The organism is Sneathiella sp. D3-11 (genome assembly GCF_055809395.1).
This window is the reverse complement of record NZ_CM147911.1, coordinates 1,859,456-1,871,502: the sequence shown is the minus strand read 5'-3', so window position 1 is coordinate 1,871,502 and position 12,047 is coordinate 1,859,456. Positions and strand designations below refer to the sequence as shown.

Below are 12,047 nucleotides of genomic sequence, written 5' to 3'. Positions count from 1 at the left end.
GAGATATAGGTGAAATCTGCGGCGATAATAGAGGCTTTTGGCAAAATGAAAAGTGATAGCGGCAGAATTATCGAAAAAGTGGGGCTATAGCCCTATCCGTTTGCCTCATAGGCGAGAATGGCAGCGGCGAGATCCTCAAGGGCAGCACCGGTCGACTTGAAGAGGGTGATTTCATCATCCAACGCGCGACCGGCATGCGTTCCCTTGCAGAGATCATAAAGATCGGCCTGAATATCGCTTTCCCTGATGACGCCAGTTTGCAGCGGTTGGACAATATCGCCTGCCTCTTTCAGGCCGCCTTCGCGCGTATCCACGAACAGCGTCGCGATTTTCACGGCATCATCATTGCTTTCGCGCATGGCTGGGGTAAAGGCGCCGACCAGATCGAGGTGTGCGCCCGGCTTCAGCCACTCGCCTTTGATCAGCGGTTCGGTGGAAAGTGTCGCGCAGGAAATGAGGTCGGCGTGCCGGGCGGCGTCTTCTAAATTTGTGACAACCTGGGCGGAAAACCCCTCTCGCGTGAGGTCGTCGGCGAGCTTTTCCGCCTTTTCCGGGCGGTGGTTCCAAATCGATATCTCTTTAAGGTCCCGCACCGCAGAATGCGCCCGGATAAGGCAGGGCGCCATGGCGCCAGCCCCGACCATCAGCATGGTAGATGCATCCTTTCGGACAAGATAGGAGGCGGCGAGCGCAGAGGCAGCCGCTGTTCGGCGGATTGTCAGTTCGCCCGCATCCATCAGGGCGAGCGCGCGGCCATCAACAGCATCGAACAGCATATAGGTTCCCTGAACAGAGGGCAGGCCCTTTGCGCCGTTTTCCGGCATCACCGTTACGGTCTTGAGGCCGAGAAACCCGCCTGATTGCCAGGCAGGCATGATGAGGAGGGTGCCTTTTTTCTCATCTTCGGGGTCCAGCCCGTGATGATGACGAAGCGGCTGGGTACAGCCATCGATAAACATTCGGCGAAGGGCATCGATCAGCGCCGGGTATTGAAGCGCGTCAGCGATTTTAGCATTGTTGATAATCTGCATTTGGGTCAATCAGCCGACATGATGCTCAAGCTGTTGTTTCCCGTGATAGGCGGCGCCAGTGCATCGGGCGCCGGGCCTTTGCTCTCTCGCGCATGGGCTTCTTCCAGTTCGCGGGTGAGGCGGACGTTTTTGCCTTTAAGTTCCTCCACCTCCCGCTTGTAAAGGCGGTTTTCATGGCGCGTGGTATGTCCACGCAGCCAGGTCACAACGGCACCGGCGATCAGGCCGACAAACCCCGCGGCCAGCAGTAGGGCATAGAGCGGTAAATCAAACGCAAAGGGGAACGGATCGAGGGAAAAAGTCACCACTTCCCGATTGGCGATGCTTAGCGCCGCCACGACAAGGGCGATGACAAGGAAAAGTATCCAGAAAAATAATTTCAGCATGGACGTCCTTCTGGTTCAGACAACTGTTGCCGCCAGATTAACGGTATTTTGGGCCGATGGCGAACCCTTTAAGCGTCGGTGTTAAGCCGATCGCGCAGATCTTTGCCACATTTGAAATAGGGCACATATTTTTTATCCACCTGCACAGCCTCCCCGGTGCGCGGATTGCGACCGACACGTGCGGCCCGCTCCTTGGTGGAAAACGCCCCAAAACCGCGCAGTTCGACCCGGTCGCCGCGCGCAAGGGCGTCGGAAATCTCGTCAAATATGGTGGTAACGATACGCTCCACATCGCGCTGGTACAGATGGGGATTATTTTCCGCGATAATCGCAATAAGTTCAGATTTTATCATTCGACACTCCCCGTCAGTGATAATTTTTTATCGTTTGTCTAGCCTTTTCCCAATATCAGTCAGGTTGCCAAAGGGAGAGCAGTCCGTCAAGTGTAAGTCTTTCTGATAAAACGCTTTTCCCCATCATTTCCCCCAAAAGCCTTGCAATCAGAGGTTTTGGCTCGCTGTAATCGACGGTACGGAGTGGTAGGCCGGACGGAATCTGCTGTTCCGATTCCAGCCAGCTTTGCGCTTCGGTGATGCCGCCGATCTCGTCAATCAGGCCATTTTTCACGGCGACGAGGCCAATGACGACCCGTCCATCCGCGAGAGCGCGGACCTGTGTTTCATCCAGCGGACGGCGCTGGGTCACCATGGAGACGAACCAGTCATAAGTCGCTGTCACCATTTCCTGAAGGTTTTCGCGTCCCGCCTCAGATATCGGTTTGAATGGGGAGGGTTCGCCTTTTAACGCGCCCGAGGTAATGGCGGTAGCGCTGACGCCGACCTTTTTCATCAATTCGGAGATTTCTGTTAGCTGCACAATTACGCCGATGGAGCCGACAATGGAGGATTCGCCCGCAAAAATACGGTCCCCGGCAAGTGCCGTCATGTATCCGCCTGACGCGCCAACTGTGCCGATCACAGTTGTGACGGGTTTCGTTTCCGCGACGCGGCGCAGCGCTTTGAAAAGTCGTTCGTTGCCGTATGTAGAGCCGCCGGGGCTGTTGATATAAACGATCAACGCCTTTGCAGACGGGTCTTTGATAATGTCGTCGATGGCCTCCTCGCGGCGGTCATTCTCGACAATGATTTCGGTAACATCAAGGCGAGCGATATGGTCTCTGACCTCTTCTTCGCTCATCTCGTTGAAAATCCAGACGCCGAGGACAATGACCAGCAAAATTGCCAGCAGGCGCCAAAGAGACAGGCGCCGCTTGAGGCGGCGCCTGATATCGTAGTTTTCGCTATCGACAGACATTTTCAGCCTTTCGAATAAAGGAATGACGATCGATAGCGGCTATCAACATGGGTGTTTACCCGTCTGCTTTGTCGTCGGAACCCGCGTCGTCATCCTTGTTGGCACTGCGCATGGCAGCCCCGAGGATATCGCCAAGAGACGCACCGGCATCGGAAGAACCATACTGTGCAACAGCCTGTTTTTCTTCTGCAACTTCGCGTGCCTTGATCGACAGAGTGACTTTACGGGTCTTGTTGTCGATGGCCGTGATCTTGGCATCGATCTTGTCGCCAACGGCAAAACGGTCCGGACGCTGCTCGGCACGATCGCGGCTGAGTTCACCCTTACGGATGAAGCCAACAACACCTTCGCTGATTTCAACGTCAAGGCCGGCGTCCTGAGTCTTGGAAACCGTACAAGTGACGACGGCGCCCTTCTTCATTTCTGCGGCACCGGCAAACGGATCTTCGCTCAACTGCTTGATGCCGAGGCTGACGCGTTCTTTCTCAACATCGATGTCGAGAACCTTCGCCTTTACCGTATCGCCCTTCTTATATTCCTGGATCGCCTGCTCACCTGGCTGGCTCCAGTCGATGTCTGACATGTGAACCATGCCGTCGACGTCGTTTTCAAGACCGACAAACAGACCAAATTCGGTGATGTTCTTGACCACACCCTCGATCTCGGTACCAACTGGCGTTGTCTGCGCGAAGCTATCCCATGGGTTATCCATGCATTGCTTCAGGCCAAGGCTGATACGGCGGCGTGCCTGATCGACTTCCAGAACCATGACTTCCACTTCCTGAGAGGTGGAGACAATCTTGCCTGGATGAACGTTCTTCTTCGTCCAGCTCATTTCGGAAACATGGACGAGGCCTTCAACACCGGCTTCAAGTTCAACAAACGCACCGTAATCGGTGATATTAGTGACACGGCCCGTGAATTTGGCGCCAACCGGGTATTTCGCTTCAAGAGCTTCCCAAGGATCTTCCTCAAGCTGTTTCATGCCGAGGCTGATGCGCTGGGTTTCCTTGTTCAGGCGAATAACCTGTACCTTGACGGTCTCACCGATGGTGAGCGCTTCTGACGGATGGTTGACCCGGCGCCATGCAATATCGGTGACATGGAGCAGGCCATCAACACCACCCAGATCGACGAAGGCGCCGTAATCGGTGATGTTCTTGACCACACCTTCCAGTGTCTGGCCTTCTTCGAGGGTACCGATCAGCTCGGAGCGGGCTTCGGCGCGGCTTTCTTCCAGAACGGCGCGGCGGGAAACAACGATGTTACCACGGCGGCGATCCATTTTCAGGATCTGGAAAGGCTGCGGAATACCACGGAGCGGGCCGATGTCGCGCACGGGGCGAACGTCCACCTGGTTGCCGGGCAGGAAGGCCACAGCGCCGGAGAGATCGACCGTAAAGCCGCCTTTCACGCGACCGAAGATGATACCATCGACGCGTTCGTTCTCGCCAAAGGCAACTTCGAGTTTTTCCCAAGCTTCTTCGCGGCGGGCTTTGTCACGAGACAGAACGGCTTCACCAGCGGAGTTTTCAATTCTTTCAAGGAAGACTTCGACCGTATCGCCAATTTTCAGGTCTGAATCCTGACCGGGCGCGGCAAATTCTTTGAGCGGAATACGGCCTTCGGACTTCAGTCCGACATCAATGATGGCAAGGTCGTTTTCGATATTGATAACGGTGCCCTTGATGACGGTGCCTTCAAGGCTGTCACTGGCGCCGTAGGATTCATCGAGAAGTGCTGCGAAATCCTCGACAGCAGGCATGCCTTCTTCAGCAAGAGATGTATCTGACATATTTGATTTCCTTCAAGATCCTCGTATCAGGCCAAACCGGTCTTCCGGCGGATCGATGGCCACTGGCTTCTCCAAATCAGGATACGCACGCAAGAGAAGCGCTGTTAATGTAATGTTCCGGCGTGGTCGGAACGGTCTCCTTTATATTCAGGCGGCATCAATAATCATGCAAGCCGCCGTAACTGCCGCTTCTATATCCAATTTTGAGGTATCAAGCAAGTGCGCATCGTCAGCTTTTTTAAGTGGCGCCGCGCCCCGGCCGATATCGCGGGCGTCACGAGCGTGCAAATCTTCCAGCACGGCCTCAAAGGTTGTATCTACACCCTTGGCGACAAGTTCGTCGAAACGGCGGCGCGCCCGCACCTCGGCACTTGCGGTCACAAACAGCTTTACATCCGCGTCGGGGCAGACAACTGTGCCGATGTCACGCCCGTCCAGCACCGCGCCACCCTTAATTTTTGCAAAGTCCCGCTGATATTGGAGAAGCGCCGCGCGGACCCCCTGATTGGCCGCGACGATAGACGCTGCTTCCCCCGTTGCCTCATCGCGAAGCGCGGGATCATCGAGCGGGACCTCTCCCACATGACGTGCCGCATTAACCGCAGCCTCCTCGTCATGCGGATCATGTCCGTCGCGGAGAAGTTTTAATCCGACGGCGCGGTAAAGCGCCCCGGTATCAAGATATTCAAGACGATAATGCGCGGCGATCTGCCGGGCGAGGGTGCCTTTGCCGGCAGCAACGGGGCCATCGACCGCAATAATCATGGCTGATTGTCCGGTGTAATCTGGCCGCCAAGCGTGCCCATCAAATCGACAAATCCCGGAAAGCTTGTCTCCATCACCCGGCCATCATCGACGGTGACGGGTTCTTGTGTCGCCAGACCCATAATCAGGAAGGACATGGCGATGCGGTGATCGAGATGAGTCTCGATATGCCCGCCACCCTTCGGCGCGTTGCCGTTGCCTTCAATGATGAGGCCGTCGTCCAGTTCCTCAAAGGTAACGCCGCAGGCTTTAAGGCCCGCCGCCATCGCCGTAATTCGGTCTGATTCCTTGACGCGAAGTTCATGCAGGCCACGCATCACCGTTGTTCCCTTGGCGAAGGAGGCTGCCACAAAGAGGACAGGAAACTCATCGATCATCGTCGGCGCGCGTTCTGGCGGGACTTCAATTCCCTGAAGTTCACCGCCTTTAATACGAATGTCGCCGACCTTCTCACCGCCTTGTTCGCGTGGGTTCATAATTTCGATATTCGCGCCCATTTCCTCCAGGGTAATAAAGATACCATCGCGTAGCGGGTTTAGCCCGACATTGGTAATGGTCACGTCAGAGTCTGGCAGGACCGCCGCCGCCACCGCAATAAAGGCGGCGGAAGACGGATCGCCCGGAACGACGATATCGGCGGCAGTGAGTTCCTGCTGTCCCTGATACTCAATAAGGCGGCCGCCTGTCTCAAGGTCGGTCACCGTTACGTCTGCGCCAAAATGGCGGAGCATGTTTTCGGTGTGATCGCGGGTCGGCTTAGGCTCTGTCACGCGGGTGAGGCCCGGCGTATCCAACGCGGCGAGCAGGATGGCAGACTTTACCTGAGCTGAGGCAACAGGCAGTTCATACTCAATCGGCATCAGCGTCCGGCCGGTTACCGCAAGGGGGAATCGCCCGCCAGATCGACTTATAATAAGCGCGCCCATTTTCTCAAGCGGGATACTCACGCGGCTCATCGGGCGCTTATGCAGGCTGGCATCGCCCATAAAGAAAGTGGTGAAGGCGCTGTTTGATACCAGTCCCATCAGGAGGCGCGCCGCCGTGCCCGAATTTCCCATGTCGAGAACGTCGTCCGGTTCGGCAAGGGCGCCGACGCCATTGCCAGTGACCTGCCAGCTGCCATTGGTATCCTTCACAACTTCTGCACCGAGTTGACGGAGTGCGGCGGCGGTACGAAGCACATCCTCCCCCTCCAGCAGGCCGGAAATATGGGTTGTCCCGGTTGCAAGCCCCCCAAAAATAAGGGCGCGATGGGAAATCGACTTGTCGCCCGGCACCGTGACGGTTCCGGTCAGGGGCGGCGAATGCCGTCCAGTTACGGGGCGGGGGGCGGAAGAAAGGGACGTCATAAATATCTGGCCAGAATTTTCTATACAGGCTTAAAAATCCGTTCGGTTTTAGCAAGCTTTTCCACACATGTCACATAAAGCTGCGGCCAAATGAAAGAAACTTTTGACAGCGATCCTTTATTCTGGCACTTCACCTCCTTCAATGGTGAGTTTGGGCGCCTTTGCATAAATTGGCGCTCTGGTGAGAATGAGGTGACAATGGCAAAACCGGAATGGGGCGAAAAGCATCGTTGCAGTGCTTGCGGCAAGCCTTTTTACGACATGAAGAAAACGCCGATTATCTGTCCGTCCTGCGGAGCGGAGAATAAACCGGAGCGGTTGCTGAAACCACGACGGTCGGCACCAACCACGCCGTCGGAGGCCGAAAAGAAGGCCGCCGCCGCTAAGAAGAAGGCTGCGGAGGCATTGGAGAAAGGCGATACGGATCGCGAAGACGATATCGATGATGATCTAATCGATCCGGATACAGTTGATCTTGCAGATGATGACGATGATGACGACGATCTTTCCGGCGTCGTAATCAAGCCGAAAAGCGACGACGAAAGCTGATTTCAGCGGGTCTGCATTTTTGACTTGAAACTAAGCGGGCTTCGGCATAGGTTCCGAACCCGCGGCGGGATTACTCGCCAATATGGGGCCATAGCTCAGTTGGGAGAGCGCTTGGATGGCATTCAAGAGGTCGTCGGTTCGATCCCGTCTGGCTCCACCATTATTCCAAAAGCTCAACCGGAAACGGTTGGGCTTTTTTGTTGTACCTGAAGCTTTGACGAGCGAATGTTTCCGTGCATTAGGCGGTAGCAATTACTTCGCGCGGCGCTAATGCCGAAATTGTTCATTAAAAAAGGCCCCACCAATTCGGCAGGGCCTTTTTAGTTTCGCGTTATGCGTTGACTAGCTTACGCAGCGGTTCGTTGGGAGCGGCGGTTACGTTGGCGGCCTCCGCCAGCACCAGCACCGGCGCGTTGGGCTTTCGGTGCGCCAGAGCGGCCGCCACCATTATTCTGCCTGTTGCCGGACCCTGACCCCGGGCGTCCATTTCCACCGCCACGGCGCCCACGTCCGTTGTTCGAAGGCTTGCTTTCCTCGCCCGCCGGGGCATTAGCGATGCCTTCCGCATGAAAAGGGTGGTCCTCCAGCACCGGGACGGGCTGGCGGATGCTTTTTTCGATATCCTTCAGATACGCGCGTTCCTCATGATCACAGAAGGAGAGGCTTGCGCCTGCCGCACCGGCGCGGGCCGTGCGGCCAATCCGGTGGACATAGCTTTCAGGCTCGTTCGGAATCTCGAAATTGATCACGTGGGTGACGCCATCGACATCGATTCCGCGCGCCGCCACATCGGTCGCCACCATGGCGCGTGTGTCGCCGGCGCGGAAATCATTAAGTGCTTTCTGGCGGGCATTCTGCGACTTGTTGCCGTGAATGGCGGCAGAGGAGATGCCCAGCTGTTCGAGCTGACGTGAGACACGGTTCGCACCATGCTTGGTGCGCGTGAAGATCAGTACACGGCTCAGACTTTCGTCTTTCAGCACATGGGCGAGCAGTTCGCGCTTGCGGCCTTTCGGCACCATCAGCACATGCTGGTCGACCTTTTCCGCTGTTGTCGCCGCCGGGGCAACCTCGATCCGGAGGGGATTCCGAAGAATGCTGTTCGCGAGCTTTTCAACCGATGTCGGCATGGTCGCAGAGAAGAGCAGGGTCTGCCGCGCTTTTGGCAATTGCGCGATGATCTTCTGGATATCGCGGATAAAGCCCATATCGAGCATCCGGTCGGCTTCGTCCAATACCAGATATTCAACATTGGAGAGGCTGACATGCCGCTGGTTCATCAAATCGAGCAGGCGACCCGGCGTTGCGATCAGGATATCGACACCGGCGGCCATGGCCTTAATTTGCGGCTTGGCGCCTGCGCCGCCATAGATCAACGTAGTCTTCAGGTGCAGATATTTGGAATAAGCCTGGATATTTTCGGAAATCTGTATCGCCAGTTCGCGTGTCGGGGCGAGGATCAGGGCGCGGGCGGCTTTCGGCGTCCGCTTGCCTTCGCCGCTCAGCAGCTTCTGGATCAGGGGAAGCGCGAAAGCAGCGGTTTTGCCGGTGCCTGTCTGCGCAATGGCGATCAGGTCCTTGCCATCCATAACGGCGGGAATTGCCTGTTTCTGAATGGGTGTCATGGTTTCATAACCGCCCTCTTCGACTGCGCGAAGGACGGATTGGTTCAGACCGAGGTCTGTAAATTTTGTCATTACTTTAGTTACTTTCCAGTTTTTATAAGGCCTGTTGCAGCGCAGACGCTCCAAGATTCAGACAAAACAAACGGCCGGTCGAATTTCTCGATCGATGCAGATGTATTGCTGTTTCGGGGATGGTTTCGACGGACTAATTATTAGAGATCGAAATTAGCGCCATGCGAAAAGCTGCAACGCGACACTCTACTGGTATCGCTTCGGCAATGAGGCGACTCATACGCTAATATAACGGAATGTCAATCTTTCTCTATTTACCGGCCAGCTGTTGCAAACGCTGTAAGGCGTCCGATGCGAGGGTTCGGGTAAGCTCGCTGGCATCCATATCGCGCGCAAGCGATGCCGCCTGTCCTGACCAGAGCGAGGTGAAATCGCCCGACCCGGCCTCTTCCGCTTTTGCTTTCAGGGGCGCAAGCGCGACACCGGCCGTCGGGAAGGGCGGTACATCTTCCGACATCGGCCCGACCTCCCGAATAATCCGGTTGATTAATCCGCGTGCGGGCTTACCGGAAAACACATTGGTGATGACGGTTTGATCATCTGTCGCTTGATGAAGGGCAGCGCGATGGAGATCGCTGATTAGGGATTGCGGCGTAAACAGATAAGCGGTGCCAATTTGCACACCGGAAGCGCCCAAGGCAAAGGCCGCCGCGATACCCCGCCCATCGGCAATGCCGCCGGCCGCGATGACCGGTACTTTCACGGCATCGACCACTTGCGGTAACAGCGCCATGGTGCCCGCCTGCGCCGTAATATCCTTTGTCAGGAACATGCCGCGATGACCGCCCGCCTCATAACCCTGCGCAATGATCGCATCACATCCGTTTGCTTCGAGCCAGCGGGCCTCGTTAACTGTTGTCGCGCTGGAAATAACCCGCGTGCCGACGGCCTTGACCCGCGCCAGCAGAGGGGCGTCAGGCAGGCCGAAGTGAAAGCTAACCACATTAGGCTTGATATCCTCGACCAGTTCACACATGCCTTCATCAAAGGCGCGGCGGATGGAGGCGGGCGCAATGTCGGACGGGTCAAGTCCGTATTCCGTATAGAAAGGTGTGAGCTGTGCTGTCCATGCCGCCTGCTGCTCCGGTGTTGGTGCAACGGCGGTATGGCAGAAGAAATTCATGCTGAACGGATTTGCGGTTTGCTGGCGAATATTGCCCGCTTCGGCGCGCATCTTGTCCTCGTTCAACATGGCGCAGGGAAGAGACCCCAGACCGCCCGCCTCACTTACCGAAATCGCTAGCGCTGAGCCGTTCGCACCGGCCATGGGCGCCTGAATAATCGGTACCTCGATTTGCAGAAGATCAAGTAGTCTTTCGTTCGGCCACATCACACACCCTCCCATTTCTTATATTCCGATAATTTGTTGTAGCAATTCAGGACGACGAGGTCAGGCTTTTTTGTTTGTGCAACAGAGTGAGAGTTCGCCTGTCGATCAGGGTGAGAGTGTCAGCTGCTTTCTGGTCTCAAGGGACATCGGGGCGATGAAGGCGGCGCTGGCCATATCGATCAGGTTCTCGACCGCGCGATCAAAATTGAATTCGCCTTTTTCCTTCAGCTTGCGGGAGCGCACGGCCTCGATATCCGCAACGGCGAAGATAAGCATCGATCTTAATGTCGCGATTCTGGTCATGCGCAATTCGGCGGGGATATTCTCAAGCTGTCCCAGCAATAGCTCATTCATTCGTTTGATTCCCCGGTCGGCCTTACCGGCGATGATGTCGTCAAAACTGACAGTTGGACTGCGATGCACTTCCAGCAAAAATCGGTTGTAATAGCTTGGCTGCACCGATTCCTCTATCGGTCGGATGAAAGGAATGACGGCCGTCTCCACAATCCCGCGGATATCATTGCCGCGGCCCTCTGCCAGCAGATTATCAATCATTTGGTTGCGATGGGTATCAATCTTGGTGACCCGCCACATGAGAATGGCCTCGATCAACGCATCGCGGGTGCCAAAATGATAATGCATGGCAGAGGAATTACGCTGCCCTGCCCCTTTTAAAATTTGCTGGAGGGTAACCCCATCAATACCGTGAAGGGCGAATAACCTCTCCGCGGCGGTGACAATTCTGAGTTTTGTCCCGTCAAGCGGAGGTGACGGTTCGCCTATTGCGTCCGGAGAATCAATTGCTCGCTTTTCAAGGATATTCCTGTTTGTCATGGGAGCCGTTTTTCCAAAATAAGGTCTATATCTAATCCCATATTATCGTCTTGACAAGATAATCACAACCGATTAATTAATATCAATTAATGAAGATCCATTAACACATAAAAACAAGGAGAGGGAAATGGTGATGTTGAATATTGTCGCGGACAAATTGCATTTTGAACCTATGACGGTGAGATTGGGCGCGGTCGTATCGGGCGTGGATTTGCGTGAATCCCTCGATCAGGAGGTTATCGACCTGCTTTCTGATGCTCTGGTTAAATATAAGGTTCTGTTCTTCCGGGATCAGGATATTACGCGCGAGCAGCATCTCGCCTTCGGCCGACGGTTTGGCGAGTTGGAAATTCACCCTCTCACCCAGCATAAGGAAGGGTTCAAGACACAGGATATCGCGCCGGAAATCATGGTTGTGGAAAGCACTGCTAAGTCCCAGATAACTGCGGATGAATGGCATAGCGATGTGACCTGGCGGAAGGACCCGTCGCTTGGGTCAATCCTGAGATGCATCATTTCACCCAGAGTCGGCGGCGATACGCTATGGGCGGATATGGAGGCGGCCTATGAAGGTCTCGATGATGAAACCAAGGAGGAGATTGAAGGGCTGACCGCCATGCATGACTGGAAACCCTTCCGTCAGGCGATGTATGCCCAGCCGGGAACCGAGGATCTGGTTAAGGAACTGAAAGCCAAATACCCGCCGTCGGAGCATCCCATTGTCCGCACGCATCCCGTTTCCGGTCGCAAGTCACTCTATGTGAACAATCCTTTCACGACGAATATTAAAGGCAAGACCAGGGAAGAGAGTATGGAATTACTGACCAAACTCTACCGGACCGCGTCGACGCCAGATTATCAGGTGCGTTTCCGTTGGGAGCCTCATTCTATTGCCTTTTGGGACAATCGGAGCACCCAGCATTATGCGGTTGGCGACTTTTTTCCGGAGCATCGTTTGTTGGAACGGGTGACGGTTGTGGGCGACCGCCCCTTCTGA

General features: G+C 55.4%; 12 protein-coding genes and 1 tRNA gene. 3 read left to right on the top strand and 10 right to left on the bottom strand.

What is annotated here, in order from left to right:
* Positions 1 to 92 precede the first annotated feature (92 nt).
* From lhpI to aroA, 7 genes are all read right to left on the bottom strand, one after another.
* Positions 93 to 1,031 carry a bifunctional Delta(1)-pyrroline-2-carboxylate/Delta(1)-piperideine-2-carboxylate reductase gene (gene lhpI, locus AC0L73_RS09590; RefSeq protein WP_473653618.1) on the bottom strand — a complete coding sequence of 313 codons (939 nt, stop codon included), beginning with the start codon at positions 1,029 to 1,031 and terminating at the stop codon, positions 93 to 95.
* A 5-nt stretch (positions 1,032 to 1,036) separates the two neighbouring features.
* Positions 1,037 to 1,417 (bottom strand): lipopolysaccharide assembly protein LapA domain-containing protein, encoded by a 381-nt coding sequence (locus AC0L73_RS09585; RefSeq protein WP_473653617.1) that lies wholly within the window; start codon positions 1,415 to 1,417, stop codon positions 1,037 to 1,039.
* 68 nt (positions 1,418 to 1,485) lie between these two features.
* Positions 1,486 to 1,770 (bottom strand): integration host factor subunit beta, encoded by a 285-nt coding sequence (gene ihfB, locus AC0L73_RS09580; RefSeq protein WP_227948441.1) that lies wholly within the window; start codon positions 1,768 to 1,770, stop codon positions 1,486 to 1,488.
* Positions 1,771 to 1,825: 55 nt separating this feature from the next.
* A complete protein-coding gene (gene sppA / locus AC0L73_RS09575) occupies positions 1,826 to 2,731 on the bottom strand; it encodes a signal peptide peptidase SppA (RefSeq protein ID WP_473653616.1) in 906 nt (301 codons plus the stop codon).
* A 55-nt stretch (positions 2,732 to 2,786) separates the two neighbouring features.
* Entirely contained in the window at positions 2,787 to 4,526 is a 1,740-nt protein-coding gene (gene rpsA, locus AC0L73_RS09570) for a 30S ribosomal protein S1 (protein WP_473653615.1), read from the bottom strand.
* A 147-nt stretch (positions 4,527 to 4,673) separates the two neighbouring features.
* A complete protein-coding gene (locus tag AC0L73_RS09565; protein ID WP_473653614.1) occupies positions 4,674 to 5,291 on the bottom strand; it encodes a (d)CMP kinase in 618 nt (205 codons plus the stop codon).
* The gene (aroA, locus tag AC0L73_RS09560; RefSeq protein ID WP_473653613.1) at positions 5,288 to 6,640 is read right to left on the bottom strand and encodes a 3-phosphoshikimate 1-carboxyvinyltransferase; all 1,353 of its coding nucleotides are present in this window, start codon (positions 6,638 to 6,640) and stop codon (positions 5,288 to 5,290) included. The genes AC0L73_RS09565 and aroA overlap by 4 nt, the downstream gene beginning before the upstream one ends.
* 90 nt (positions 6,641 to 6,730) lie before the next feature.
* On the opposite strand from aroA, the gene AC0L73_RS09555 reads away from it, so the two are divergent.
* Complete coding sequence (locus tag AC0L73_RS09555; RefSeq protein WP_227948446.1) at positions 6,731 to 7,189, top strand: FYDLN acid domain-containing protein; 459 nt, start codon at positions 6,731 to 6,733, stop codon at positions 7,187 to 7,189.
* An 84-nt stretch (positions 7,190 to 7,273) separates the two neighbouring features.
* Positions 7,274 to 7,349: transfer RNA gene (locus tag AC0L73_RS09550), tRNA-Ala, on the top strand.
* Between the two features lie 187 nt (positions 7,350 to 7,536).
* Here the strand turns inward: AC0L73_RS09550 and AC0L73_RS09545 are convergent.
* From AC0L73_RS09545 to AC0L73_RS09535, 3 genes are all read right to left on the bottom strand, one after another.
* Positions 7,537 to 8,886, bottom strand: a complete 1,350-nt coding sequence (locus AC0L73_RS09545) for a DEAD/DEAH box helicase (protein ID WP_473653612.1) — start codon at positions 8,884 to 8,886, stop codon at positions 7,537 to 7,539.
* A 250-nt stretch (positions 8,887 to 9,136) separates the two neighbouring features.
* Positions 9,137 to 10,216, bottom strand: a complete 1,080-nt coding sequence (locus tag AC0L73_RS09540; protein WP_473655435.1) for an NAD(P)H-dependent flavin oxidoreductase — start codon at positions 10,214 to 10,216, stop codon at positions 9,137 to 9,139.
* A 105-nt stretch (positions 10,217 to 10,321) separates the two neighbouring features.
* The gene (locus AC0L73_RS09535; RefSeq protein WP_227948448.1) at positions 10,322 to 11,050 is read right to left on the bottom strand and encodes a TetR/AcrR family transcriptional regulator; all 729 of its coding nucleotides are present in this window, start codon (positions 11,048 to 11,050) and stop codon (positions 10,322 to 10,324) included.
* 127 nt (positions 11,051 to 11,177) lie between these two features.
* Here AC0L73_RS09535 and AC0L73_RS09530 point away from each other — a divergent pair, with 127 nt between their 5' ends.
* Positions 11,178 to 12,047: a TauD/TfdA dioxygenase family protein gene (locus AC0L73_RS09530; RefSeq protein WP_227948449.1), complete on the top strand. Its 870-nt coding sequence runs from the start codon at positions 11,178 to 11,180 to the stop codon at positions 12,045 to 12,047.

Excerpts from the sequence above, each read along its gene's own strand:
- lhpI (WP_473653618.1), bottom strand. The coding sequence starts at position 1,031 with ATGCAGATTATCAACAATGCTAAAATCGCTGACGCGCTTCAATACCCG.
- AC0L73_RS09585 (WP_473653617.1), bottom strand. The coding sequence starts at position 1,417 with ATGCTGAAATTATTTTTCTGGATACTTTTCCTTGTCATCGCCCTTGTC.
- ihfB (WP_227948441.1), bottom strand. The coding sequence starts at position 1,770 with ATGATAAAATCTGAACTTATTGCGATTATCGCGGAAAATAATCCCCAT.
- sppA (WP_473653616.1), bottom strand. The coding sequence starts at position 2,731 with ATGTCTGTCGATAGCGAAAACTACGATATCAGGCGCCGCCTCAAGCGG.
- rpsA (WP_473653615.1), bottom strand. The coding sequence starts at position 4,526 with ATGTCAGATACATCTCTTGCTGAAGAAGGCATGCCTGCTGTCGAGGAT.
- AC0L73_RS09565 (WP_473653614.1), bottom strand. The coding sequence starts at position 5,291 with ATGATTATTGCGGTCGATGGCCCCGTTGCTGCCGGCAAAGGCACCCTC.
- aroA (WP_473653613.1), bottom strand. The coding sequence starts at position 6,640 with ATGACGTCCCTTTCTTCCGCCCCCCGCCCCGTAACTGGACGGCATTCG.
- AC0L73_RS09555 (WP_227948446.1), top strand. The coding sequence starts at position 6,731 with ATGAAAGAAACTTTTGACAGCGATCCTTTATTCTGGCACTTCACCTCC.
- AC0L73_RS09545 (WP_473653612.1), bottom strand. The coding sequence starts at position 8,886 with ATGACAAAATTTACAGACCTCGGTCTGAACCAATCCGTCCTTCGCGCA.
- AC0L73_RS09540 (WP_473655435.1), bottom strand. The coding sequence starts at position 10,216 with ATGTGGCCGAACGAAAGACTACTTGATCTTCTGCAAATCGAGGTACCG.
- AC0L73_RS09535 (WP_227948448.1), bottom strand. The coding sequence starts at position 11,050 with ATGACAAACAGGAATATCCTTGAAAAGCGAGCAATTGATTCTCCGGAC.
- AC0L73_RS09530 (WP_227948449.1), top strand. The coding sequence starts at position 11,178 with ATGGTGATGTTGAATATTGTCGCGGACAAATTGCATTTTGAACCTATG.